This is a genomic window from Chryseobacterium sp. R2ACT005, from assembly GCF_049949215.1.
Classification (GTDB): domain Bacteria; phylum Bacteroidota; class Bacteroidia; order Flavobacteriales; family Weeksellaceae; genus Chryseobacterium.
On sequence record NZ_CP188192.1, the window covers coordinates 3228706 to 3253317 of the forward strand.

24 protein-coding genes are annotated in these 24612 nt (G+C 35.6%); 18 read left to right on the forward strand and 6 right to left on the reverse strand.

Annotated features, from left to right (window positions below; translation table 11 throughout):
* Positions 1 to 80: 80 nt before the first annotated feature.
* Positions 81 to 767, reverse strand: coding sequence for an ATP-dependent Clp endopeptidase proteolytic subunit ClpP (gene clpP / locus ACPF63_RS14685; RefSeq protein ID WP_034726592.1), 687 nt, complete (start codon positions 765 to 767; stop codon positions 81 to 83).
* Between the two features lie 112 nt (positions 768 to 879).
* Complete coding sequence (gene dnaG, locus ACPF63_RS14690) at positions 880 to 2865, reverse strand: DNA primase (protein WP_426480421.1); 1986 nt, start codon at positions 2863 to 2865, stop codon at positions 880 to 882.
* Positions 2866 to 2964: 99 nt separating this feature from the next.
* Between dnaG and tsaE the strand changes: the two genes are divergently transcribed.
* The 8 genes from tsaE (at position 2965) to ACPF63_RS14730 (ending at position 10241) form a co-directional block, all read left to right on the forward strand.
* Complete coding sequence (gene tsaE / locus ACPF63_RS14695) at positions 2965 to 3372, forward strand: tRNA (adenosine(37)-N6)-threonylcarbamoyltransferase complex ATPase subunit type 1 TsaE (RefSeq protein ID WP_047377073.1); 408 nt, start codon at positions 2965 to 2967, stop codon at positions 3370 to 3372.
* Positions 3373 to 3439: 67 nt separating this feature from the next.
* Positions 3440 to 4630, forward strand: coding sequence for an alanine dehydrogenase (locus tag ACPF63_RS14700; RefSeq protein WP_077415434.1), 1191 nt, complete (start codon positions 3440 to 3442; stop codon positions 4628 to 4630).
* Positions 4630 to 5001: a hypothetical protein gene (locus tag ACPF63_RS14705; protein ID WP_426480422.1), complete on the forward strand. Its 372-nt coding sequence runs from the start codon at positions 4630 to 4632 to the stop codon at positions 4999 to 5001. Before ACPF63_RS14700 ends, ACPF63_RS14705 begins: the two co-directional genes overlap by 1 nt.
* A gap of 15 nt (positions 5002 to 5016) precedes the next feature.
* A complete protein-coding gene (locus ACPF63_RS14710; protein WP_426480423.1) occupies positions 5017 to 5790 on the forward strand; it encodes a histidine kinase in 774 nt (257 codons plus the stop codon).
* Positions 5765 to 6475: a LytR/AlgR family response regulator transcription factor gene (locus ACPF63_RS14715; RefSeq protein ID WP_426480424.1), complete on the forward strand. Its 711-nt coding sequence runs from the start codon at positions 5765 to 5767 to the stop codon at positions 6473 to 6475. Before ACPF63_RS14710 ends, ACPF63_RS14715 begins: the two co-directional genes overlap by 26 nt.
* A 314-nt stretch (positions 6476 to 6789) precedes the next feature.
* A complete protein-coding gene (locus tag ACPF63_RS14720) occupies positions 6790 to 9078 on the forward strand; it encodes a cation:proton antiporter (protein WP_426480425.1) in 2289 nt (762 codons plus the stop codon).
* A gap of 104 nt (positions 9079 to 9182) precedes the next feature.
* Positions 9183 to 9674: a hypothetical protein gene (locus tag ACPF63_RS14725; protein ID WP_426480426.1), complete on the forward strand. Its 492-nt coding sequence runs from the start codon at positions 9183 to 9185 to the stop codon at positions 9672 to 9674.
* A 42-nt stretch (positions 9675 to 9716) separates the two neighbouring features.
* On the forward strand, positions 9717 to 10241 hold the full coding sequence (locus tag ACPF63_RS14730) for a hypothetical protein (RefSeq protein WP_317043601.1): 525 nt from the start codon (positions 9717 to 9719) through the stop codon (positions 10239 to 10241).
* A 7-nt stretch (positions 10242 to 10248) separates the two neighbouring features.
* Here the strand turns inward: ACPF63_RS14730 and ACPF63_RS14735 are convergent, their stop codons facing one another.
* Entirely contained in the window at positions 10249 to 10878 is a 630-nt protein-coding gene (locus ACPF63_RS14735; RefSeq protein ID WP_426480427.1) for a hypothetical protein, read from the reverse strand.
* A gap of 457 nt (positions 10879 to 11335) precedes the next feature.
* On the opposite strand from ACPF63_RS14735, the gene ACPF63_RS14740 reads away from it, so the two are divergent.
* From ACPF63_RS14740 to ACPF63_RS14775, 8 genes are all read left to right on the forward strand, one after another.
* Positions 11336 to 12358: a LysM peptidoglycan-binding domain-containing protein gene (locus ACPF63_RS14740; protein WP_426480428.1), complete on the forward strand. Its 1023-nt coding sequence runs from the start codon at positions 11336 to 11338 to the stop codon at positions 12356 to 12358.
* Between the two features lies 1 nt (position 12359).
* The gene (locus tag ACPF63_RS14745) at positions 12360 to 13211 is read left to right on the forward strand and encodes a DUF4280 domain-containing protein (RefSeq protein ID WP_426480429.1); all 852 of its coding nucleotides are present in this window, start codon (positions 12360 to 12362) and stop codon (positions 13209 to 13211) included.
* 3 nt (positions 13212 to 13214) lie between these two features.
* Positions 13215 to 15962, forward strand: a complete 2748-nt coding sequence (locus ACPF63_RS14750; protein ID WP_426480430.1) for a hypothetical protein — start codon at positions 13215 to 13217, stop codon at positions 15960 to 15962.
* Between the two features lie 11 nt (positions 15963 to 15973).
* Positions 15974 to 16714 (forward strand): hypothetical protein, encoded by a 741-nt coding sequence (locus ACPF63_RS14755; protein WP_426480431.1) that lies wholly within the window; start codon positions 15974 to 15976, stop codon positions 16712 to 16714.
* 2 nt (positions 16715 to 16716) lie between these two features.
* A complete protein-coding gene (locus ACPF63_RS14760) occupies positions 16717 to 17310 on the forward strand; it encodes a hypothetical protein (protein ID WP_426480432.1) in 594 nt (197 codons plus the stop codon).
* A gap of 95 nt (positions 17311 to 17405) precedes the next feature.
* Positions 17406 to 17876, forward strand: a complete 471-nt coding sequence (locus ACPF63_RS14765; RefSeq protein ID WP_426480433.1) for a hypothetical protein — start codon at positions 17406 to 17408, stop codon at positions 17874 to 17876.
* Between the two features lie 10 nt (positions 17877 to 17886).
* Positions 17887 to 18357: a hypothetical protein gene (locus tag ACPF63_RS14770; protein ID WP_180565431.1), complete on the forward strand. Its 471-nt coding sequence runs from the start codon at positions 17887 to 17889 to the stop codon at positions 18355 to 18357.
* A 194-nt stretch (positions 18358 to 18551) separates the two neighbouring features.
* The gene (locus tag ACPF63_RS14775) at positions 18552 to 19394 is read left to right on the forward strand and encodes a prephenate dehydrogenase (RefSeq protein ID WP_426480434.1); all 843 of its coding nucleotides are present in this window, start codon (positions 18552 to 18554) and stop codon (positions 19392 to 19394) included.
* A 110-nt stretch (positions 19395 to 19504) separates the two neighbouring features.
* On the opposite strand, the gene ACPF63_RS14780 is transcribed toward ACPF63_RS14775, so the two are convergent.
* Positions 19505 to 20923, reverse strand: a complete 1419-nt coding sequence (locus ACPF63_RS14780; protein ID WP_426480435.1) for an L-serine ammonia-lyase — start codon at positions 20921 to 20923, stop codon at positions 19505 to 19507.
* A 176-nt stretch (positions 20924 to 21099) separates the two neighbouring features.
* Here ACPF63_RS14780 and ACPF63_RS14785 point away from each other — a divergent pair, with 176 nt between their 5' ends.
* Together ACPF63_RS14785 and ACPF63_RS14790 are read left to right on the forward strand one after the other, a co-directional pair.
* On the forward strand, positions 21100 to 21678 hold the full coding sequence (locus ACPF63_RS14785) for a Crp/Fnr family transcriptional regulator (RefSeq protein ID WP_426480436.1): 579 nt from the start codon (positions 21100 to 21102) through the stop codon (positions 21676 to 21678).
* A 59-nt stretch (positions 21679 to 21737) separates the two neighbouring features.
* Positions 21738 to 22361 carry an FMN-dependent NADH-azoreductase gene (locus tag ACPF63_RS14790; RefSeq protein ID WP_426480437.1) on the forward strand — a complete coding sequence of 208 codons (624 nt, stop codon included), beginning with the start codon at positions 21738 to 21740 and terminating at the stop codon, positions 22359 to 22361.
* Positions 22362 to 22430: 69 nt separating this feature from the next.
* On the opposite strand, the gene ACPF63_RS14795 is transcribed toward ACPF63_RS14790, so the two are convergent.
* Complete coding sequence (locus ACPF63_RS14795) at positions 22431 to 23774, reverse strand: ammonium transporter (RefSeq protein ID WP_426480438.1); 1344 nt, start codon at positions 23772 to 23774, stop codon at positions 22431 to 22433.
* Between the two features lie 101 nt (positions 23775 to 23875).
* On the reverse strand, positions 23876 to 24523 hold the full coding sequence (locus tag ACPF63_RS14800; RefSeq protein WP_180565428.1) for an alpha/beta hydrolase: 648 nt from the start codon (positions 24521 to 24523) through the stop codon (positions 23876 to 23878).
* Positions 24524 to 24612: the final 89 nt, after the last annotated feature.

Genomic DNA, 24612 nt, shown 5'->3' on the forward strand with positions numbered 1-24612 from the left:
AATACAGTTTAAAATTCATAATTAATCCAACAAAAAAAACCGCACCAAATCGGTGCGGTTTCTTATGATTTTACAATCAATTATTTTTTCTCTGTAGATCTTTGAAGAACCTCATCTACCATTCCGTAGCCTTTAGCTTCCTCAGAAGTCATCCAGTAATCTCTGTCAGAAGATTTTTCTACCCACTCGTAAGTTTGTCCTGAATGGTGACCGATAATTTCATAAAGTTCCTGCTTCAATTTCAGCATCTCTCTCAAGTTGATCTCCATATCAGAAGCCACTCCCTGAGCACCTCCTGAAGGCTGGTGAATCATTACTCTTGAGTGCTTAAGCGCAGAACGTTTTCCTTTTTCTCCGGCAACCAATAATACAGCTCCCATTGAAGCAGCCATCCCGGTACAGATAGTAGCTACATCTGGTTTAATGATCTGCATCGTGTCATAAATACCTAAACCTGCATAAACACTTCCGCCGGGAGAGTTGATATAGATCTGAATATCTTTTGATGGGTCAGCACTTTCTAAGAATAAAAGCTGTGCCGTAACGATGTTTGCCACCTGATCATCAATACCTGTTCCCAGGAAGATAATTCTGTCCATCATCAAACGGGAGAAAACGTCCATCTGAGCAACGTTTAATCTTCTTTCTTCCATGATGTACGGAGTAAGATTCGTTGGGCCATACATTCCCATATACTGATCGGTAACCAAACCGTTGTTTCCTAAATGTTTTACAGAGAAGTCTCTGAAATCCTTTTTAATGTCCATATTTCTATTATGTATTATTTTTATATTATTCTCGATGTTTAAATTACAATATTTATTCCTAAAATTTTATAGGACTTTTTGTCATAGAATATAAAAAAAACTGACTTAAAAACTATCTTTTTCGATCTCCATAGATTCCTTTGATAGGCGAATATTCGATGATATTGCTCAATCGCATCGAAGCCTGTTTCAATAAGGTAATTTTCTTGATAAGCTCATAATATTTCCCCTCATCTGTAGTACTGTACTGATCAAGTTCTTTAGCCGTTTCCGTGATTAAATAATCAATATATCTGTATTTATGCAATAAAACATCTCCCCGGATCTGATCTGCCACTTTATCTCCATAATTGGGAGGATAAATATTTCTGGAAGCCCAGTTTTCAAGATCATCCAGCGGAATCAAAGCATCCACAACCTTTGTGGTAATCTCTTCATCCATAAAAGATACAAAAAAGTTTCCACTTCTAAGTTCATCTTTCTGAATTCCCTCTCTTACCTGGTTGATAATAATCTCATTTTCTTTGACTAAAAATATATACTGTTCTTCTTCAAAATGATGGAGAATTTCTTCAATAACCGTAATCTGATATTCTTCATTCTGCTCATTTTTCCTTTTCAAAATAATATCTCCAAACATCAGCATGTGATCTACCAGCTTATTCTCCATAAACAGTACATCAAACAGGAAAGGATCTTCTTTTTCCTTTTCCAGAGGAACAATCTCCATCTTTGGAGCTGCCTTTTCCTTTTGTTGCTGCTGAACATGATGGGTCTGATTCTGTGTGATCTGCTTCTGAACATCAAGCTCATTGAAAAGACTCTGCTCAGAAAGTCCGAATTTATTGGAAACCTCTTTAAGGTAAACTTCCCTTTTCAATGCATTCTGTACAAAAGAAACAGATTTCACGATATCCCTTATCGCTTCTGCTTTTTTAATAGGGTCATTACCAACATCCCTCAACAGAATTTCCGCTTTGAAGTCGATGAAATCCATCGCTTCGTTTTCAATATACTTTTCTACGTATTCCTGCGGATGTTTTCTGGCAAATGAATCCGGGTCATCTCCATCAGGGAAAAGCAAGACACGGATGTTCATTCCTTCTGTCAACAGCATATCGATACTTCGGAAACTGGCTTTGATACCGGCATTATCACCGTCAAAAAGAATCGTTACGTTTTCTGTAAGCCTTTTGATCAGTTTGATCTGCTCCGTTGTCAAAGACGTTCCGGAACTGGCCACTACATTTTCAATTCCGGACATATGAAGTGAAATCACATCCATATATCCTTCCACCAAAAGACAACCGTTCTTTCTTGAAATCGCCTGTTTACTTTGGTTTAATCCGTAAAGAACATTGGATTTATGATAAATCTCTGTTTCCGGCGAATTGAGATACTTTGCCGTTTTAACGTTATTCTTAAGAATCCTTGCTCCAAAACCCAGAACCCTTCCTGAAAAACTGTGAATAGGGAAAATCACACGTTCCCTGAAACGGTCCACTCCTGCAGGAGTATTTTCCGGGAAAATAGAAAGTCCGGATCTTTCAAGAATTTCCTTGGTATATCCTTTTTCCAGCGCATAAGCAGTAAAGGCATTCTTCTTCTCAGGAGAATACCCCAGCTGAAATTTTCTGATAATATCGTCCTTTAGCTCTCTTTCTTTAAAATAAGCCAATCCGATACTTCTTCCCTCTTCTCCATCCCAAAGAATTTCCTGGAAATATGTATTGGCAACTTCATGAATTTTATATAAAAGATCTTTTTCAGTCTGTGCATGTTTTGCTTCTTCGGAAATTTCACGCAGATCTTCTTCAATTTCAATTCCGTACTTTTTTGCCGCATGGCGAAGGGCTTCAGGATAGGTAAAATTCTCAATTTCCATAAGGAAAGAGATGGCGGTTCCTCCTTTTCCGGTTGAGAAATCTTTCCAGATCTGTTTGCTTGGTGAAACAACAAAACTCGGAGATTTTTCTTCATGAAAAGGACTGAGCCCTTTAAAGTTAGACCCTGCTCTTTTCAACTGCACATACTCGCCCACAATCTCTTCAACCCGGATTGTGGAGAATATCTTATCAATGGTCTGTTTGGAAATCATAGTACAAAAATACACATAAAAAAAAACCTTACAATTATATAATACATGTGCATTATATTTAGTAGGTTTTATCATTATTTTTGCAAAATAAATTAGCATATGCAATTCACTATACATACAATCGAAGACTGGCAGGAAGTTGTTGACAGCATCATTCCGGAATTAAAGCATAATATTCTTTTATTAAAGGGAAATCTGGGAGCAGGAAAAACCACTTTCACTCAATTCCTGCTTAAAAATATGGGCAGCAAGGATGAGGTAAACTCTCCTACCTACTCTATTGTCAATGAATACAATACGGAAAAAGGAAAAGTATATCATTTTGATCTTTACCGTTTAAAAAACATTGAAGAAGTCTATGATATCGGAATTGAAGAATATCTGGACAACTCTTTTTTATGCATTATCGAGTGGCCGGAAGTGTATGAAGAGGAGCTTTACGGTCTCAACTATCACACAATGAGTATTGTGAACACGGGTGAAAACAGAGAAGTTTCATTCGATTAAATATTATGTATCTTTGCTCATAAATTGAGTGTAAATAACAATCTGTAAGACATAATTTAATTTAAGGATGAGTACAAATATTTTTACTCCTTTCACAGAAGAAGAATTGATGCCGAAAGAGGAAAAATTGGAGGTTATTAAAAAGGGAAAACAGTTCAGTATTGGAATTCCTAAAGAGACCTGTCTCAACGAGAGGAGAACCTGCATTACTCCTGATGCCGTACAGGTGTTGGTAGAGCATGGCCATGAGATTATTATAGAATCCGGGTCTGGGGAAGGTTCGTTTTTTACAGATTTACAATATTCCGAATCAGGAGCAAAGATCACGAATGATCCTAAAGAAGCTTTCGGGCAGGATCTTATTCTGAAGGTAAACCCTCCTACCGAAGACGAAATTGAGTACATGAAACCTAATACTTATCTGGTTTCGGCACTTCAGATCAATCTCAGAGACAAGGAATATTTCTTAAAGCTTGCAGAGAAAAAAATAAACGCCATTGCCTTTGAATTCATTGTTGATGAATACAAGCAGCTGTCACTGGTAAGATTAATCGGGGAAATTGCAGGAACTGTTTCCATTTTATATGCTTCAGAATTATTAGCTTTATCCAACGGCTTAATGTTGGGAGGCATTACTGGAGTAAGACCTGCAGAAGTAGTGATTCTTGGAGCCGGAATTGTAGGTGAATTTGCTACAAAAGCAGCAATAGGTTTAGGAGCCAGCGTAAAGGTTTTCGACAACTCTTTATCCAAGCTGAGAAGACTTCATACCATTGTTGACAGCCGTGTGCCAACTTCCATTATTGATCCTAAAGAACTCAGCAAAAGTTTAAGACGTGCTGATGTAGTGATAGGAGCACTGCCAAGATTGAATATGACTCCTATCGTCACTGAAGATATGGTAATGAAAATGAAAAAAGGAAGTGTCATTATTGATATCACTATAGACAACGGTAAAGTTATTGAAACCTCAGAACTAACTAACATGGAAGATCCTTATGTCATAAAACACGGTGTTATCCACTGCGGACTTCCGAACCTTACCTCAAGAATGCCGAGAACTACCACTAAGGCTATCTCGAATTTCTTCCTTTCCTATATTTTAAATTATGACGAAGAGGGCGGCTTTGAAAACATGCTGATCCGCAAAAACGAAATGAAGCAGAGCTTATATATGTACAAAGGAAGACATACCAAGAAGATCATCTGCGACCGTTTCGGACTTACGTACCACGATATCAATCTTTTAATTTTCTAATGAAAAAACTGAAATTTTATGCAATAGGCTTCATTCCGGGGCTTTTACTCGTATTTTTTATTTTAAACAAAAAAGGGGCAAGCTGCAGTGGCTATTTACCGAACAGCCGTGTTATTGCTGAAAGTCTTTCTAAAGAATTCAAATATTCTGACGAGGCCAAAAGTGCAATGGCAGCCTACAAGATTGATGAAAAATTTATAAAAGACAGTATCATTACCAAAGGAAAAGTAGATTTTGACCGCAGTCATGCACAAAAGAAACCTTGTCCGAGCTATCTTTTAACCTATCCTGAAAACAATCCGTCTTACGAAATCACGTATGAAAAATGTGAAGAAACAGTGATGGTAAACGGTCTTAAAAAACTTAAATAGTTTTAATACCACAGTATGGACGGCAATTACTACATGATTCATGATTATCTGATATTCATCGGAGTTTTTGCCATTTTCCTGTTTCTTACGACCAGTATTTACCTTTTCAGCCAGAATCAGAAACTGAAGCAGAGAAATACTAAATTATCGGAAACCAACAAACTTATTGAACAGCGCCTGAATGAGGTTTGTCTGGAACATATCGGTACAAAGCTGAATCCGCATTTGTTTAAAAATATTCTTAATTCAGTTCAGTCTCATGCTTATCAGACGTATATGTCACTGGATAAACTGGCCAATGTACTGGATTATATTTTATATGAAAGCAATAATAAGTATGTAAGCCCGAAAGAAGAGCTCAATTTTGCTTTAAGCCTTATTGAAATTAATAAGATCAAGATTAACCCACTTTTTGACTTCAGGATCAAATCAAGGATTAATAAATCTGATTCTTTGTATGAAGAAAAGGTATTTGCTCCGCTGATTTCTGTGGATCTTATTGAAAATGCCTTTAAACATACGGATTTCCTGGCTCAGGATTCTTTTATTTCCATTTATATGGAGCTTGAAAATGGTATTTTCACAATGAAAGTAAGCAATAAAGCTTCGTTAAAGAATATTCTGGAAAAGGAAAAAAGCGGTTTCGGAAGTCAGTCTTTTGATCAAAGGCTTAAAATGATCTACAGCACGTACTACCACCTGGAAAGAAGTTCAAAAAATGGAGTCTTTACTGCAGAATTAAAAATCAATTTAGGAGAATTCTATGATAAAATGCGTTATTCTGGATGATGAGTTATTGGCCATCAGCTATTTAAAACTTCTATGTGAACAGATCGACAATGTAGAAGTGGTAAAAGCATTCAATGATCCTAAAGTTTTTCTGAATGAAATAGATAACATCGACTGTAATCTGTGTATTCTGGATATTGAAATGCCCGGAATGACCGGACTTCAGGTGGCTGAAATTATTTCAGGGTCAAAAAAAATCATCTTTACAACCGCTTATAAAGAATATGCAGCCGAAGCTTTCGACCTGAATGTGGTAGATTACGTAAGAAAACCTATCAAAAAAGAAAGACTGATCCAGGCCTTTGAAAAAGCTAAAGAACTGGTGGAAAATCCTCCTAAAAAAGACTTTATAGAATGGAATACCAATATCGGCAAAACCGTCATATTCACAGAACAGATCTCGTATATTAAAACCTCTGAAATTGACAGCAGGGATAAAGATATCATCCTCAGCGACGGAACAACGATCGTATTAAAAAACCTGAATTTCAAAAATCTTCTGGAAATGCTTCCTGCCAAAGATTTTGCCCAGGTCAACAAAAAAGAGATCATTGCTCTTTCTTCTATTAAGGTATTTTCAACGAACGAAATTATCACGACTATTCCTACGGAAGACCACACCTTTCTGAAACTTCAGATCGGCGATGCTTACAAAAATTCCCTGATGGAGCTATTCGGGAAATAAGCCCTTTTTCAAATCTTTAGGGTTTCGTTACAGAATTACAGCTCTTTATTACAACTCCCCTTTTTCAACATACAATCCATTTATTTTTGCATAGAATGAATTGATTTTATAATGAAATCTGTTTCTATGCTGCAGAACTTCTCATATCCGGTTTATGTTTTTCTCAGGAAATACCTTCAAAAATGAAGGTATCATTGAATAGGGATTGATTCAAACAGATTTTATTACATTTTTTAGAACATTCATTACATTTAAAAAAAAAGAATATTTAATATAACTATATTCTTATCAAATTTGCATAAAATATTGGAATCATGAATTTGGGGAAATACAAAAATATTATCTTTTACATCAGTACCATTGCTTTCTTTTCTTGCATTATGTACTGGTTTTTTATTCAGGGTAAAACACTGGAAATAGGAGAAAATATCACTCCGGGAAAAGCTACAGGAGCTACGATGTGGGAAAATTTCGCAGATTCTTTTCTGACAAATCTTCATCATCCTTTAGCACTTCTTCTTATCCAGATCGTGACCATTATTCTGGTAGCCAAACTTTTCGGATGGATCTGTATAAAGCTGAAACAGCCTTCCGTAATTGGTGAGATGATTGCAGGTATTGTTTTAGGGCCGTCACTTTTCGGATTGTATTTCCCGGAACTTTCTGCCTTTATCTTTCCGAAAGAATCGCTTCCCAATCTGCAGTTTTTAAGCCAGATCGGCTTGATTCTCTTCATGTATATTGTGGGAATGGAACTTGATCTGAGCGTTCTTAGAAAAAAGGCCCACGATGCGGTCGTGATAAGCCATGCAAGTATTATTTTCCCTTTTGCATTAGGAGTTGGACTTTCTTATTTTATTTATAAAGAATTTGCACCGGAAGGTATTCAGTTCAGCTCATTTGCCTTGTTTATAGCTATTGCGATGAGTATCACAGCGTTTCCGGTTTTGGCAAGAATCGTTCAGGAACGAAACCTTCACAAAACAAAAATAGGAACCGTAGTAATCACCTGTGCGGCAGCTGACGATATTACAGCATGGTGTATTTTAGCAGCGGTAATTGCTGTGGTAAAAGCTGGATCTTTCTCAGGATCAGTATTTGTTATCTTAATGGCTATTCTGTATGTATTCATTATGATAAAAGCAGTAAGACCATTCCTGAACAGAATTGCTGAATCACAAAAAGGAAAAGGGTTCATCAGCAAATCACTGGTTGCTGTATTTTTCCTGATCCTGATTATCTCTTCTTATGCCACTGAAGTGATCGGTATTCACGCTCTTTTCGGAGCATTTATGGCGGGAGCAATCATGCCGGAAAACGTAAAATTCAGGAATCTTTTCATAGAAAAAATAGAAGATGTTGCCCTGGTTTTATTATTACCTCTGTTCTTCGTTTTTACAGGCTTAAGAACTCAGATCGGCTTATTGAATGATCCTCACCTTTGGAAAATCGGCGGATTGATTATTTTAACAGCTGTTACCGGGAAATTCGTAGGAAGCGCCCTTACCGCAAGGTTTTTAAGAATAAGCTGGAAAGACAGTCTCACCATAGGTGCCTTGATGAACACCAGAGGGCTTACAGAACTTATCGTTCTTAATATCGGTTATGATTTAGGAGTGCTGGGACCTGAGCTTTTCGCGATGCTTGTTATCATGGCGTTATTTACAACGTTTATGACAGGGCCATGCCTGGATTTTATCAATTACCTTTTCAAAGGAAAAAAATCAATGATTGAAGAAGATGAACAAGAGGATAATGATACAAAATACAGAGTTCTCCTCTCTTTTGAGACGGCAAAAGCAGGAAGCAAACTGTTGAAACTGGCAGATAACTTTACTCATAAAATGAACGGGAACAAAAGCGTAACTGCGATGAATATTGCTCCTGTAGATGAACTTCACGCCTTCGACATTGAAAATTTTGAAAAAGAACAGTTTAAAAATGTCATTGAAACCTCTCATGAGCTTCAGCTTGAAGTAACTACTCTTTTCAAAGCTTCTACAGATGTTGAAAGTGACCTGACGAATATTACCAATAAAGGAAACTATGATCTTCTTTTGATCATGCTTGGAAAATCCATGTATGAGGGAAGTTTACTGGGTAGATTATTAGGATTTACCACCAAAATCATTAATCCTGAAAAATTATTGAACACTGTAAAAGGAAAAGGAAATATTTTCAACACTTCTCCTTTCGATGATCTGACGCTTCAGGTTTTGGATAAATCGACTATTCCTGTAGGAATCCTTGTTGATAAAGAATTTAAAACAGCGGACAAGATCTTTGTTCCGATCTTTAACCTGAGTGATTTTTACCTTCTTGAATATGCGAAAAGGCTTATCAATAACAACAATTCACAGGTTATCATTCTTGATGCAGCAGGACAGATCCGAAATAATATTGAGGTGAAAGAGCTTATCCGAAGTATTGAACAGGTAGCTCCTAATCATATTACGCTGTATAATGAGAAAAAGATTGAGAAAGAATTTCTGAACTCTCAGGATCTGATGCTGATCAGCAGTAAAAGCTGGAAAAATCTCATTGATACAAAAAGTCTTTGGCTTTCTGATATCCCGTCTACATTAATAATCTCAAACCCATAACCCAAATAACACACCGATATTTCTATTTCTACCAGAAGCTGTAAATATTATTCGTTGACTGTAAAGAAAAAACGGGTATATTTATAGCTTCAATTTTTTGGGACATGCTGATTAACAGTGAAAATGGAGTTATAGAGCTTGAAACCTTCAATATACAGCTTTATCGGGGAATGAGTCTTGAGCAGCTGAAACAGACTGATTTTTATAAAGAACAATATCATAATATGTGGGATGTAAAAACCGGGTATTTTTGGTATTATTTTCAACCTATAGAAATAAAAGGGTATCAGGTATCTTTCAGTCTGTGCTTTTTCGGAAATCAGCTGGACATTATCCATATGAACACATGGGAAAATGGTGATGCCAAAGACTGGAACGAATGGACAGAGGAAAAAGAAATGAAAGTTTTTCACAGAAACAACACCTTTCTCACCAAGATCCTGGAAATCCCTCCAACCCAAAAAAAGAAAAACCCTTACCCAAGCTGTACCTTCAAATTTCCCTGGGGAGATGTATGGTCGGTCTACGATCCGAGAAGTGCCAGCAGCCTGATGGGAATCAATTGTAATGAAGAGGAAAAAACAAATAAAAAATAACTTATAACCAAAGAATAAGACTTTAATATGTGCCGATACTCCATGATGGTTTACAAAGGACATTATGCCTGTTTCAACTGCCAGAAAACTTTCAAACGCCGTCATTTAAAAGATGTGGACCGGGATGCTCAGACTTCAGTGGAAGCCAAATGCCCCGAATGTGGAAATCTGATGGCCAATATGGGACTTGATTTTAAATCCCCTCCAAAAAATGACGACAAACAATGGGCTCATATCCGCGATTTGTATACGGTAGGAATCACTTTTCATTCATGTGGATGCTCTGGTCCCGGATATATTCCTCAGGACCGAAAGGCTATTATTGCCTATCTGGAAAAAATCCGCTCAGAATATATGCATTCTCTGGTATTCTGGAGATACCGGATAGAACCTGAGAATAAAAAGGAACGCGAACTGGATTATCAAAAAAACAGCTCACACCTATGGGCTGTGAACCGGAATGCTTTTAAAGAAACAGTAACCAATCAGGAAGGAATCAACTATTGGCTCAAGAGAATCAATGAAGTTGAAGAAAGACTGAATATCATCAAAGCAGATCACCAATAACAACCACTTAATCAGCTAATTTCAGAAGCCTTTTAAAATCCTCTGTTATGCTCTTCTCCTGTTCAGCCGGATAATCCGCACTGATGTTAGATTCGCGTCCTGTAGTAGTATTGATTAAAATAATATTTCCTTTTTCAAAATAATTACGGGTCATTGTAATTTTTGATTTTTTCAAATCAAATGCTTCCGTATCATTATTTTCTTTCATTGCTTTAGCATCATAGAAAAGCGGACGGTTATATCTGTATTCTTTCTCGAAAACAAAAGACAATTGTCCGTTCAGCAGATAATATTCTATCAAGACCTGCCCCATTTCTCCATAATGCCTGGCGATGACTTTTTCCAGACGTTTATCCGTATAATAAAATGTTGCTTCTCCACCTTCTGCCGATTCTCCTTCAATATTTTTCTTTTGGACAGAAGTCCAATTTGTCATTGAATTAATCCTTTTAAAATTAGCCTGAATAGGTTTCAGCCGGGTTTGTAAGTTCTTACTGTCTGTAGGATCTGTTTCGTTGAATGTTTCGTTGATCCTTACAGTATCCTTTGCTTTGGTGGTAAAAAAAACAGATGACTGAGCATATGAATCCATACTGATCAATGCAATGAAAACTCCGTATAAAAATCTATTCTTCATGGCTGTTGTTTATAGCTTTAAAAGTAATCATAACTTTTGGTTGTGTATATAATGAAACCACAAAAGTCACAAAAGTTTCTTATCTGCTTATTGTAAGTTACAACGAACTGTTTTAAAAGTACATAAGTTTTAAAATATAGCAGCTTAGATTCCTACGGAATGACATAATTGGAATGATAGTCTTACCCATACAGTTTGTCATTCCGCAGGAATCCAACCATATTAAAACAATAAGAAAAGCCTCAACAAAAACTCCAATCCTGACTGGCATCACAACTGAAGACGCAACATTCCCCTCCTCCGGAGGGGTGGCAAAAATTCAAAGAATTTTTGACGGGGTGGTTTTCTGTACAACATCAATCTCGTGTCGTAATTCTACTACAATTTTTGAAATTTAACCCTAAAAATTAATTTCAAATAGAGTTTTTTAATAGCTTTATCCTATAATTCACATTGGATGGAAATTGATTTCTTACAATATCAGGTACGAAACGGAGATACGTTGAGCTCTATTGCTTCCCGGCTGGGTATGACCGGCGAGGAGCTAAAGCTGTTTCACAATTCCCATTGCCAAAGAATGGATAAAGTTTGGTTTGAAAATCTTAATGACATCAAAAATATCTTTGTTCCTACCAATTTTAAAACGGAGACGCAAAAAGAACAGGAAAGAAAAAACAGTTTTCCTTCAAAATTTTCCGATGCTTTTCTTGCTAAATCCTATTCCGTGAATGAAACCTTTGAAAGTCCGTTTGAACCTGCGGTTACTATTGATTACATCATTGAGCTCGATCTTCACAAAGACAGAAGTACAGACCAACATATTCTCAGCTATAGTCAAAAAGATTTTAAATCTAATGGAGTTGCGCCTGATGATAAGGTAAGCAGTTTATCTATTACCTGTATGAAAAGTATTATGCCTCTTGAATTTATCATGAATGACAAGGGCCAAATTACAGGCTTTGCAGACCACAAAAAAATCACAGACACTTTTACCCGTCAGCGCAAAGAACTTGAAGAGTTTTATGTAGGTGAAGTTGCTCAAAATTACATGGATACGTTTGAAAAAGGTATTCAGGATGAATTATTTTTATCGCAGCAATTTAAGAGCACGCTTCTGTTTCAGACATTGTTTCCCAAAATTGATTGGTTCCAAAGGAAAACAAAATGGGCAGAATCTTTTTATCTTTTACAAAATTCATTTCCTGTACAATGTGAAATCAATATTGAACAGGAAAATAAAGATGACCACTCTGTTTTAACCATTTTAAAGGGTAAAATCACCGAATTATGTACCTCACAGGAAATCATGCGTGGCATTAAACTTCAGGAACCTGCTTCTGAACCTGCACAAGGAAATATTATATTAGAATACACCACCCACACAAAAAATAAGAATCTTCTTCAGGCTAAAGCTTCGGTTTTACTCAGCCATGAAGAGGTATTGATACATCAACATCACATTAATATAACACAAGGATAATATGAAAAATTATGTCACACAAAAAGGCGATACATTCAGTTCGCTGACCCGGCAGTTTAAGCTGAAAAATGAGGGCATTTTAAAAACCTATCATAATCTCCACTGCCCGCCGGAAGATGTTATGCAGGAACCTGTTCCCGGAAAAACGATTTATATTCCGGAAGATCCACAGCTTATGACAAACGAAACTCAGAATCAGGATATTTCAGACTCTTCACAGGAAGAAACTACAGATGAGATGAGCTCCGGCGAAGAAAATCCTTCAGAACAGCAAACAAAAAACGAAGAGCCATCATCTGAAAAAACGGATCAGCAATCCGATAAAAAGAAAAAGAAAGATACAAAAGAAGACAGCGGTTCCAGTCCTCATGAAGGAAAATATTTCATTGTGCAGAAAGGAACAGTACAGTGTAATCAGGGGTTTAAATTTCCAAAATTTAAAGTAACCAGCCACCAGAAACATTACTGGAATGATGAAGAAGGAAATGCCGATTATCTGGCAGTAACAGAAGATGATCTTCAGCTTGATCCGGCGGCACAGCCCTTTGGGCAATGTAAGCTTAAGCCAAGTTCAGGAGGATATCTTCCCTGCGCTTATGCTCCCGCAGGAAAATGGCAGAAAACTTATGAGAAAGTAAAAGTCATGGGAAAGAGCTGCCTTACAGAAATCTCAGAACTGATGTGCAGCACAGGAGGGAAAATAACCATTCTCAAACATGGCCAGCAAAGTGAGACCAGCAAAAGCCAGGTTGGAAAAGCCAATACGCAGGAACAGCAGGTCTATAACCCTGTTGTAGATTTTGATGAATTCAAGGAAGATACAAAAGGTACAGACGAACTTTATTACAGCTAAGCCATGACAGGAAATATTATTGGGAATCAGAATCCTATGGTAGGAAAAACCTACACCTACGAAATAAAACCTTCGGGACTGTCATTCGGGCTGAAGGGCGAGTATGAATGGTATCTATACAAGAAACAGAAAAACGGAATCTGGAAAGACATTACCTCCCAACCTAAAAAAGGTGAAAAGGTAACATACAGATTTGGAGAAATAGGCCTGGGAATAGAATTTCAAATGAAAGTCTACGAAACTAAAAAAGGTATTTTCCCGGGACTTCCTGATACCAAAGAATTGGCTGGCACTTTCATACTGATTCCTACCAGTGATAAGGTTTCAAAAATAGATAAAGTAATCCTTTTCAACAGAGGAGGAAAAGATGTTAATAAAGCCAGCTATCGTGATACTCTTATTGCCCAGGCTCACTGCATTGCAATGTTCAATAAGGAAATAGAATTTCACCTTTGGGAAGATGATGCTCCGGGCAAAGGCCATGATGCTAATATCAATAAAAATAACCGTCATACAAGAAGTTACAAGGCTCGGGTCAATGAAAAAGGGATTGCAGAAGTACCAATTCCTCTGATGTCTGATGAAAAAATTCTTCGTCAGGTAGCCAATCAGTTTATGATGAAAGGTGACAAGAATGAAGGAGCTAATCATGAGTATTATGTTACAGCCACTTATTCAGGAAAAATCCAGGGAGCCAGTCAGGTGAATGTAGATGTAGCCAATCCTGATTATAAAGGACAACCCCAAAACCAGCCCAAACCTAAGCCTCAACCCGGTACACAAACCCAAAAATTTCCTCCACAACAAGGAGGTGGTCCCAAACAACCTGCTCCTAAGGGAAATATTATAGAAGCTGTTTTCATTGATGACACAGGAAAAGAGCTTTCCAAAGTAGCTGTAGGAGATAAAGTGAGGATAAGAATTCACTCCAAAAATATGGTGGAAAAACATATCCAGTATGTAGTTTGGGAATATGACACCGCTTCCAATGATGAAGTGTTTAGGAGTGGAAATATTAAAATTACAGCTGACATCCATGACACCTCCGGATTCATCATTACAAAAGCTATTTTTGAAAAAGGAATAGACTCCCCTATCGGCGATCCGGACTCCGATAAACAAAACTATTTTATAGAAATTATCTCTAAAGAACTATCCGCAGAATCTCAGAAATTTGGGGTAAATTCGGAGGGCTTGATGGAAGTGGAGAAGATGAAGAGTGCGGCGGGGGTACAGAAGCAGCCGAAAAATAAAACAACAGGAGAATGTTTCTGTAATAGAGATTTTGAAGAAAAAGATGTGAAACAACTTGTTAAGTTATTAAAAGGAACTGAAACAATTTGGGAAGGACAAGCATTAAAAGGAGGTAAAAGAGCTCCTTGTAATATCAGTGACAAATCTTTTGCTACGCTTACAAAAGCATTAAACTCAGCATTTAAAAAATATAATATTAATACGTGTATTCAAAAAATACATTTCCTTGCTCAAGCTTGTGAAGAAACGGGTACCTTCGCTCTGTCAGAAGAAACCAAAAGTGATTTCTTATCAAGTCAAAGTATTTATAAAGGTCGCGGATTATTGCAGCTAACCGGTATCAGAACTGATGAGAAAGATTTAACAACTTTATTTAATAAGCCAGGACCTTATAAAGATTATGCTGATTATAAAAATGATCAAAATATTGTAAAAAATCCTAGCATTGTTGCCAACAATGTAGATTATTGTATTGATAGTGGAGCTTGGATTTGGAGTATTAATAAAAGAATGACTTCAGATCCTGATTCGGCAGCAATCACAAAATGGGGGAAAGAAACATTAGGTAAATCACTTAATGAATTAGCTATATTTGGTGATAAGTATTTAGAATTGATATCGGTTTTGTTGAATGGTAGAAATACAAAAACTAAAATGCCAAATGGCTGGGGAACCCGGCAAAGCAATTATAAATTATTAAAAACAGGGTTTTTCATGTATGATAGATTTCATGAAAAAAGTAATGCCCCTGTAAATGCTAAAGATATAGTTACTTTTTATATCTATGCAAATGGAAGTATCGAGAAGCATATTCCTAAAAACATTAAGGAAGGATATGAAGAAAAATATAAATATATTTATTGTGACAAAAATAATAAAAATCATGAAATATGTACCGTTAAAGTAGTAATGGCTCAAAAATGGGTTGTAGGTTCTAAAGTAAACGGCGGAAAAGGCTGGGAAAAAAGGACAGTAGGCAAAAAAACGAGATATTATCAGAAAGACAATGGACAGGTTGAACTGATTAAGGTACCTCTACCTATTAATTATAATAAAAGTGGTATTCTGATTAAGATTGGTGATAATACTGACCGAGAATATATTAACCCAAAAGCATTTGCCTCTATGCTGGGTGCTGTAGCGGAATGTGGTTATACTGACTTCATGTTCAATGGATCTACATCTGTTGATGGAACTGGGGCTCCTAGTGTAACTCATGTCAACGGAGTATCATTCGACTTCAGATATTTAAGGAAAGATAAAACAAGCAACAATATTCATATAGATACAGAATCTGAGGCTTTTGATATTGCGAGGGAAGAAAAATTTATTGATGCTCTTGTTAATTTTGGCTATTCAAAATTTTACAGCTATAATATTGTAGTTAATAAAAAGAAATTTATATTAAAAAACTCAACCCATCTAGCGGATCATAATCACCATCTTCATATCCGCAGGGAAGGATATAACCCAAAATATAAAGAAATAAAAGAATAAATATAAAATCAATGAAAATATTTTATACTGCATTAATATATTCTATGGTGCTTGTATCTTGCAAAAAGCAAAATAAAGATACAGTTGCACCCACTTTGGCTAACCATTCAAAAGACTCTACAACAATTATAAAAAAAGAGTTGCTTAATAAGAATAATGAATGTACAATTGATTCTTTGGCAATGCAAACTACAGAATATAATGGAACTACATTTTATACTGAAAATAATCTGAGGGGAAGCGGAGTCATAAATTTATCAATCAATAAAAATACAGAAATCTTCAATATGGATAAAACTCCTTATGGTAAAATACTTGTTAATAATGATGATGAAAACGTATATGACGTTAAGCTTCCTAAAGTTGTAATTGCCCGGGAAATAATTCCTGATAGTGAACATAGAATATTTAGTTTCGATGCTGAAGAACCAGGATCAGATAAGGATTTTCTCATCATTTACATCAATAAACAAAAAAAGTTGATTGAAAAGAAAAACAATGATTATGCTTTTAATTCATGGGAAAATTATATTAAAACAGCTTTTATACAATTAACTCCGGAGATTTCAAACACATCAAAAGAAGAACAATTATACTGGTATAAATCACTAAAAATAAAAGGTGATTCAATGCAAATAAAATCAATCCCCAAAGCTGATTGTGATTATATAGAAGAATATAAGAATGTCACAAAATGGATCCAATGGAAGAAAGGTTCATGTAAATTAATCAAATTTAATTTCTGTTATTAACCATGAGTAAGACTATTTATACTTTCTCGTTTCTTCTAATTTTTATAACTCTTAGTATTTGTTGTAAGGATAATAAAACTTACATAAGAGAAAAAAATATAGATTTTTTTTTAGGAGATAAAAAAATTTCAGAAAAGAAATATTTTGAATTGTTAACTAGTTCTAAAGGATATTCTATTTTAAAAAACCAAAACTCTCTATATGAAAAAAATTATTCGAATATTCATAATACAGAAGTATCAAAAGAAGAATCGCTATCAATAATACTAAATAAAAGTATTTCTAATGAAAAGAATTATAAATTAGTATTATACACTTTAAGAAATAAAAAAAAAATAGACTCTATTCAATTTTATAGAAAAGTTAATGATGTAAGATATAAATCTGATCGCTATACTTGCCTATCATATTTAGACTTAAAAAATAAAAAAATATGGCAAGTTTCATATTTTTCTTCTCCCAATCAATCTCTTGATATAATATCTTATTCAACGAGTAAAATTAATCAAGACGGTACAATAACCAAATTTGACTCTATTACTTATTTAGATGAGTCATTAGAAACAGAATTAAGTAACAATAAAGTCTATTATTAGCAATAATAAATTTTCAGTCTCTATATTATCTCTTTAAAATTTATAACTATGCAGAAAGCATAGTTCTTTTTAAACAATTATATAAACACGCATTGATGAAATCCTTTTTAATTCTATTATCATTTGTATTCTTTTCATGTTCAGGTAAGCAGGAAGAGAAAATAGCAGAAAAAGAAACTGAAATAAGAAATATTGATAGCAATATAGATGACAATCAAAGAATTAAAAATACAGAAGTTACAATCAACAATAACGATTGGATAGGTTCTTATAAAATTTCAACAAAAGCCATTAGTCAATTTGACAATAATGAAACAAATATATTTTATTCAATAACAGTAGAATCAAACCAGAAAGCAATTTTAAGTATTAGTGCAGAAAATGTGGAAGATTATTGGTGTGAAGGAGAATATCGTTTAATTAAGGAGGATAATATTTTACATGCAAAAGGAAAATGTGATCAAGATGATATCGATGATTTTTACTTAAAAAATGAGAATAAAAAATATTTTATAAAAAGTAAGAGATTTATAAACAAAGATTGGCAGGAATTAGAAAAACAATAACTAAAACCAAATGATGAAAAACTTTTTAATCCCTTTAATATTATCCTTCGTCTTTTGGAGTTGTAAAGAAAGGAACAAAAAGGAATGGGAAAATGTTAAAAAAGAACAAAACTCAACTTTGATTGAAGAGCAATTTCAACCCGCAATGACAACAAATGTAAATTTGAATAAAAACTTAATTGATTTCAAAGGCTTTTATAACATTTGCACAGCAAATGAGAGAAAGGATTCTATTAAATCTGAAACATGTTACGAAATAACAATTAAATCAGATTTAGCTTTTATTGATGCTAATACGTCATTGTGTAAAGGAAATTATAAAATTGAGCAGATTCAAAATAATGAAATCAATTTGATAAATGAAAATCATGATAACTGCAATTTTAAAATTAAAAAAGAAAAAAACACTTATTTTATTCAGGGAGTTGGAGGTGAGGCAACATTCAATGAATGGATACAATTAAAAAAGACCACCAATTAATATAATCTATATATAATTTAGAAAAGAAATTTCGCTTCATTTGAAAAATATTTTTACCTTTGCCTTGTGAATTTTAACAACGGAACATATTATTATAGAATTTTTACCTCAGCTCTGGGATAGGGATTCTTATGAATATAATTTAAAACCTCGTCCTAGGGACGAGGTTTTTTTATTTTAAAAAATGTAAAAAGATGAAAATAAGTATTATTGGAGTAGGATTGATTGGAGGTTCAATGGCTTTGAAATTAAGAGAGAAAAACATCGCCAGCTTCATCTACGGAATCGATAACAATACACAGCATATCAGTGACGCATTAGATCTGAAAATAATTGATGCCGGTGTAGATCTGGAGCATGGGATTAAAAATTCGGATCTGATTATTCTTGCCATTCCTGTAGATGCTGCCAGAAAACTGTTGCCTTCTGTTCTTGACCTTGTGTCTGATCAGCAGACGGTAATGGATGCAGGCTCTACCAAAGCAGGAATCGTAAATGCTGTAAAAGACCATCCGAAACGTTCAAGATTTGTAGCATTTCACCCGATGTGGGGAACAGAAAACAATGGTCCGAAATCTGCTATTGCAGAAAGTTTCTCCGGGAAAGCAGGCGTAATATGCAACAAAGAAGAATCTGCAGATGATGCATTGAGTACCGTTGAAAAGGTGGTCAATGCCCTTGACATGCACATGATTTACATGGATGCAAAAGATCACGATGTTCACACCGCTTACATCTCTCATATCTCCCATATTACTTCTTATGCCCTTGCCAATACTGTACTGGAAAAAGAACGTGAGGAGGAAACTATTTTTCAGCTTGCCAGTTCCGGTTTCTCAAGTACGGTACGTCTTGCCAAGTCGCATCCTGAAATGTGGGTTCCCATCTTTAAACAAAACAAAGAAAATGTGCTGGATGTACTGAACGAACATATTTCCCAGCTTAGAAAATTCAAATCTGCCCTTGAAAAAGAGAACTATGAATACCTTGAAGAACTGATTACCAATGCCAACAGGATTAGAGGAATTTTAAGATAAAATCTCTTTATACGATACTAAAAGCCCAATGGTTTTTACTTTTATTTTATTAAGAAACCCTTAGTCAGTAATGTCTAAGGGTTTTATATTTTAAAACAGTGTTATTTTTATTAACATTCCGGAACGTTCACCGCAATGGCTAATCCACCTTCCGAAGTTTCTTTAAAACGGTCACTCATGGACTGAGCGGTTTCCCACATCGTCTGGATCACCTCATCCAATGTTACTTTGGCTTTGGTAGGATCACTTTCCAATGCGATATTCGCTGCTGTAATCGCTTTCATCGCTCCCATTGTATTTCTTTCAATACACGGAATCTGTACCAGTCCTTTGATTGGGTCACAGGTTAATCCAAGGTGATGTTCCATTGCAATTTCTGCTGCCATCAATACCTGTCCGACACTTCCACCCAGAATTTCTGTAAGCCCGGCTGCTGCCATTGCGGAAGAAACCCCAATTTCGGCCTGACATCCTCCCATCGCTGCAGAAATGGTTGCGTTTTTCTTGAATAACGTCCCTATTTCTCCTGCCACGAGCAGGAATCTTACAATATCATCTTCACTGGTAAATGGCGTAAATGCCTGAGCATACATCAATACTGCCGGAATTACTCCACTTGCGCCATTAGTAGGTGCAGTGATAATTCTTCCGAAACTTGCATTCTCTTCATTCACAGCCAGTGCAAAACAGGCGATCCATTTGTTGATATTCGTAAAGTTTTCTTCAGCATCTACAACCTGCTGGAACCATTCATCCTTATTTTTATAAATTTTGTCTCCTAACAGTTTTCTGTTGATTCCAGCAGCTCTTCTGGAAACATTCAGTCCGCCAGGAAGAATTCCTTCTTTATTTACGCCTTTATAAATACATTCTTTAATCTGCTGCCAGATGTAAAGCGCCTCCTGTCTCGTTTCTTCCTGAGTTCTCCAGCTTTCTTCATTCATGAAAATTAAATCTGAAATCTTATTAAGCCCAAGTTTCTCGCAATATTTTGCAATATCAGAAGCTTTATGACAAGGATATAATGTACGTACGCATTGTTTCTGAATAGAGTTTTTTTCCTGGCTGGCAATAAAACCTCCTCCTACAGAATAAAAATCCTGTACAAGCTCGGATCCATCTTCAAAAACAGCTCTGAAGATCATTCCATTCGGGTGAAAATCAAGGCTTTTTTTCATATTTAAAATCAAATGATGTCCATAAACAAATGGAATCACCTTCTCCCCTCCCAGATGAATGGTTTGAGTACTTTTGATGTACTCTATTTTCTCATCAATTTTTGAAGTATTGATCGTCTTAAAATCTTCCCCATTCAAACCAAGCATTCCTGCAATATCAGTTCCGTGCCCAATCCCCGTTTTTGCGAGCGAGCCAAAAAATTCAAGAAAAACCTCTTTAACTTCTTCGATTGATCTTTCTCTTTTAATAATCCTGATAAATGCAGCAGCTGCATTCCAAGGTCCCATCGTATGCGAACTGGACGGGCCTATTCCTACTTTAATAATCTCAAAAACCGATATTGATTCCATAAATGATTCGTCATTTTCCTCAAAAACAAAGATACATGATAAATCCTAATATATGCATAGCAAAATCCCAGATTTATTCGGTTTTCATAAGCCATGAAATGAATTTATGACAAGTATTTTTGTACATTAGCCTATACTGTTGAATCTATTATTTAAGTGTCTTTTAATCATTTTGAATGGAAACATTAATTAAAAATATTTCACAACACATCAAATTAAGCCCGGAAGAAATTTCTATTTTTAAAAGTTTCTGGACGGAAAAAACATTGGAAAAAGGAGAATTCCTTTTAAGAAACGGGGAAATATGCCGCCATGACAGCTATATTATTTCGGGCGTATTGAAAGCTTTCTGCATCAATGCTGACAATGGAAATGAAGAAATCCTTTTTTTAGCGATTGACCATTGGTGGGCAACAGATATTGCCAGTTTTTCAAAACAAAAAGCATCCATCTATAATATACAGGCTGTTGAAAAAACCCGCCTTTTACAGATCAGCCATCCGTCTTTTCAAAAAATGCTGGAAGAAATTCCCTCTTTAGAAAAATACTTCAGGATTATTTTAGAAGGTTATCTTGGAACACTCGAAAAAAGAGTGGTATTTAATCATATGCACAAAGCTGAACAAAAGTATTATGATTTTCTGGAAACTTATCCCAGTATTGCATCCAGAGTTCCTCAATATCTCATTGCTTCTTACCTGGGAGTATCTGCTGAATTTATAAGCAGAATTCGGAAAAAAAATAAATCCTCTTGAACTAGATCAATTTCTTTGGCATAAATAATCAGGAATTTTGCTGTTATAAATTATAGCAAATGAAAATATTGATTATCAATGCAAGTGTACGAAACGAAAGATCTTACAGCAGAAAACTCACCCAGTTATTTGTTGAAAACTGGAAGACCAAATATCCTCAGGATACATTTACCTGGCGGGAAGCCGGAATTGACACTATTCCCAATATTGATGAATCCTGGATTGCAGGGGCATTCAAAAAACCGGCAGACAAAACTGAAGAAAACCAAAAACCTTTGCTGCTCAGCAATGAACTAGTAAAAGAACTCAAAGAACATGATATCTATGTTATCGGAACCCCAATGTACAACTGGTCTATTCCAAGCGGATTGAAAGCTTATATTGACCAGGTAATGCGGATTAATAAAACCTGGAAATTCAAATCCGGAGTGCCGGATGGTGATTACGTGGGGCTTCTTGAAAACAAAAAGCTCTTTATTCTCTCAACCCGTGGTGATACCGGATATGGAGAAAATGAAAAGAACGGACACATCAATTTTCAAACGACCTATCTGAAACATATTTTTGGAATCATGGGTGTAAACGATGTCACCATTCATTCCTTAGATAATGAGGAATTTGGAGGTGAAGTCTTTGAAAATTCTAAAAATAAAATCTTCGAAACTATTCATTCTATTCATTAAGATGATGAAAGATCTTTAAACTTTTACAGGTTTTCAGGGCATTAGGTTATCAATATGCCCTGTTTTTTATCAACTGAAACTTTCCTCATGCTGAGACAGATCAAGCCCTTTGTTTTCAGACTCTTCGGAAACTCTTAAGGTGATCATTGAGTCTGTAAGTTTATATAAAATGAATGAACCCAAAAATGTAAAAACAGAAACCAAAACCAAAGCGGCCATATGATGAAAAAAAACATCAATTCCTCCATGAAGCAGGCTCGCTTTTTCACCATGTGCAAAAATGGCGGTAAGAATCATTCCCATAATTCCCCCTACTCCATGACAGGCAAAAACATCCAGCGTATCATCTATTTTCTTTAACCCTTTCCAGTTGACCATTATATTTGAAACTATAGCTGTAATAAATCCTATAAAAAGACTTTCCTGAATACTCACAAAACCACATCCGGGAGTAATGGCCACCAGCCCTACTACAGCACCTATGCACGCACCCAAAGCAGAAACACTTCTCCCATTGATTCTATCGAAAAAGATCCAGGTCATCATCGCGGAAGCGGAGGCTATTGTAGTTGTTCCAAAAGCAGTAGCTGCAGAAGCAGAAGCACTCAACGCAGATCCTGCATTAAATCCGAACCATCCAAACCACAACATTCCTGTCCCTAGAAGTACATAGGGAATATTGGAAGGCTCATGATGGGGATTTTTTCTGTTTCCTACTACCAAAGCTCCGGCAAGTGCTGCAAAACCGGCACTCATGTGTACAACGGTTCCGCCTGCAAAGTCTTTCACTCCAAAATATTTGTTTAAAAGACCGTCAGGATGCCATACCATATGACAAAGTGGTGTATAAATAAAAATACTGAAAAGGACAATGAATAATAAATAAGAAATAAAACGAACCCTTTCGGCAAATGATCCGGTAATAATTGCAGGGGTAATAACTGCAAATTTCATTTGAAATAAAGCAAAAAGAATAAAAGGTATCGTAGGAGCCATCATTTTATGAGGAAGATTTCCAACTCCGCTAAAAAATGGATAACTGAGCGGATTTCCAATGATCCCGTAATGTTCTCCGGCAATGGTAATCCCTAAAGATTCACCGAAAGACAAAGAAAAACCTACTACTACCCAGACGATAGAGATTACGCCTAAGGCAATAAAACTCTGTAACATGGTAGAAATCACGTTTTTTCTGCCAACCATTCCTCCGTAAAAGAAAGACAGTCCGGGTGTCATCAACAGAACAAGCCCAGCGGCAGCCAGAATCCAGGCAACATCTGCGCCTACAATTTTATCTTCACTTAAAAATTCTCCGGTATCAGGAATATCGGTATCCGGACTCCAGAATAAACCACCAATGGCAACAAGTGTAATCACTGAGAATGAAACGATCCATTTTAATCCTATTTTCATAAAATTTATATTTAACCCTATCAAATTTAAATATAAATTCTATAAAAAATACATTTTTAAAACAAATACCCCTTAAAAAAAATATTCAAGCAATAACATTTCTATTTTTCACAAAATACTTCATTCAATATTTTTGAAACTTCCTTGGATTTCGTAGCAGGAAAAAGATGGGTCCCTCCTTTTATTATATAATCCGGATTGGAATAACGGATTGGAAAAACAATGTCTTTATCCCCTAAGATCTGAATCACATTTGGATTTTCTTTAAACTTCCACTCGGAAACTTTTTCTACAGACCATTTCAGATAATAAGGGTCTCTTACTTTAAAATATTGCAGAAGTTTAGGATTTTTAGGATCAAAAAGCTTTCGGATAACAGCATATACATTGGCAGCTTTATCGTTGAACAAACCTACCGGTAATATCCTGGGGATTTTGGTCATCTCACCTGTCCTGATGAATTTTGATTTTTCTTTATCAGATTTTATGCTTCCCAGGATCACAACTTTCTCCGCAGGCTTCAATTGGTTAATCTCCTGCACAATAATTCCTCCAAAAGAATATCCCAACAGGCAGAACGGCTCAGAATCATCTACTTTATCTGCCATTCTCTTAACATAGGCATCAAAAGGTTCATTTTTTTCAGGGATAAGCCAATCTATAAAAATCAATTCATAGTGTTTGGGAAACTCTATTCTCTCAAGGACTTTAAAGTCTGCTCCCAGACCACTGACGATATAAATTTTCATACTACGAATTTATAAAAAATACAGGGAAAACAGTGAATGATTAGGTCAATCTTTGATGTAACAAGGGCATAAAAAATGAGCAGCTCTGA

Excerpts from the sequence above, each read along its gene's own strand:
- ACPF63_RS14800 (WP_180565428.1), bottom strand. The coding sequence starts at position 24,523 with ATGAAAATTTATATCGTCAGTGGTCTGGGAGCAGACTTTAAAGTCCTT.
- ACPF63_RS14775 (WP_426480434.1), top strand. The coding sequence starts at position 18,552 with ATGAAAATAAGTATTATTGGAGTAGGATTGATTGGAGGTTCAATGGCT.
- ACPF63_RS14795 (WP_426480438.1), bottom strand. The coding sequence starts at position 23,774 with ATGAAAATAGGATTAAAATGGATCGTTTCATTCTCAGTGATTACACTT.
- clpP (WP_034726592.1), bottom strand. The coding sequence starts at position 767 with ATGGACATTAAAAAGGATTTCAGAGACTTCTCTGTAAAACATTTAGGA.
- ACPF63_RS14780 (WP_426480435.1), bottom strand. The coding sequence starts at position 20,923 with ATGGAATCAATATCGGTTTTTGAGATTATTAAAGTAGGAATAGGCCCG.
- ACPF63_RS14705 (WP_426480422.1), top strand. The coding sequence starts at position 4,630 with ATGAAAAAACTGAAATTTTATGCAATAGGCTTCATTCCGGGGCTTTTA.
- ACPF63_RS14760 (WP_426480432.1), top strand. The coding sequence starts at position 16,717 with ATGAGTAAGACTATTTATACTTTCTCGTTTCTTCTAATTTTTATAACT.
- ACPF63_RS14790 (WP_426480437.1), top strand. The coding sequence starts at position 21,738 with ATGAAAATATTGATTATCAATGCAAGTGTACGAAACGAAAGATCTTAC.
- ACPF63_RS14750 (WP_426480430.1), top strand. The coding sequence starts at position 13,215 with ATGACAGGAAATATTATTGGGAATCAGAATCCTATGGTAGGAAAAACC.
- ACPF63_RS14730 (WP_317043601.1), top strand. The coding sequence starts at position 9,717 with ATGATGGTTTACAAAGGACATTATGCCTGTTTCAACTGCCAGAAAACT.
- tsaE (WP_047377073.1), top strand. The coding sequence starts at position 2,965 with ATGCAATTCACTATACATACAATCGAAGACTGGCAGGAAGTTGTTGAC.
- ACPF63_RS14745 (WP_426480429.1), top strand. The coding sequence starts at position 12,360 with ATGAAAAATTATGTCACACAAAAAGGCGATACATTCAGTTCGCTGACC.
- ACPF63_RS14720 (WP_426480425.1), top strand. The coding sequence starts at position 6,790 with ATGAATTTGGGGAAATACAAAAATATTATCTTTTACATCAGTACCATT.
- ACPF63_RS14770 (WP_180565431.1), top strand. The coding sequence starts at position 17,887 with ATGATGAAAAACTTTTTAATCCCTTTAATATTATCCTTCGTCTTTTGG.
- ACPF63_RS14765 (WP_426480433.1), top strand. The coding sequence starts at position 17,406 with ATGAAATCCTTTTTAATTCTATTATCATTTGTATTCTTTTCATGTTCA.
- ACPF63_RS14725 (WP_426480426.1), top strand. The coding sequence starts at position 9,183 with ATGCTGATTAACAGTGAAAATGGAGTTATAGAGCTTGAAACCTTCAAT.
- ACPF63_RS14710 (WP_426480423.1), top strand. The coding sequence starts at position 5,017 with ATGGACGGCAATTACTACATGATTCATGATTATCTGATATTCATCGGA.
- dnaG (WP_426480421.1), bottom strand. The coding sequence starts at position 2,865 with ATGATTTCCAAACAGACCATTGATAAGATATTCTCCACAATCCGGGTT.
- ACPF63_RS14700 (WP_077415434.1), top strand. The coding sequence starts at position 3,440 with ATGAGTACAAATATTTTTACTCCTTTCACAGAAGAAGAATTGATGCCG.
- ACPF63_RS14785 (WP_426480436.1), top strand. The coding sequence starts at position 21,100 with ATGGAAACATTAATTAAAAATATTTCACAACACATCAAATTAAGCCCG.
- ACPF63_RS14735 (WP_426480427.1), bottom strand. The coding sequence starts at position 10,878 with ATGAAGAATAGATTTTTATACGGAGTTTTCATTGCATTGATCAGTATG.
- ACPF63_RS14755 (WP_426480431.1), top strand. The coding sequence starts at position 15,974 with ATGAAAATATTTTATACTGCATTAATATATTCTATGGTGCTTGTATCT.
- ACPF63_RS14740 (WP_426480428.1), top strand. The coding sequence starts at position 11,336 with ATGGAAATTGATTTCTTACAATATCAGGTACGAAACGGAGATACGTTG.
- ACPF63_RS14715 (WP_426480424.1), top strand. The coding sequence starts at position 5,765 with ATGATAAAATGCGTTATTCTGGATGATGAGTTATTGGCCATCAGCTAT.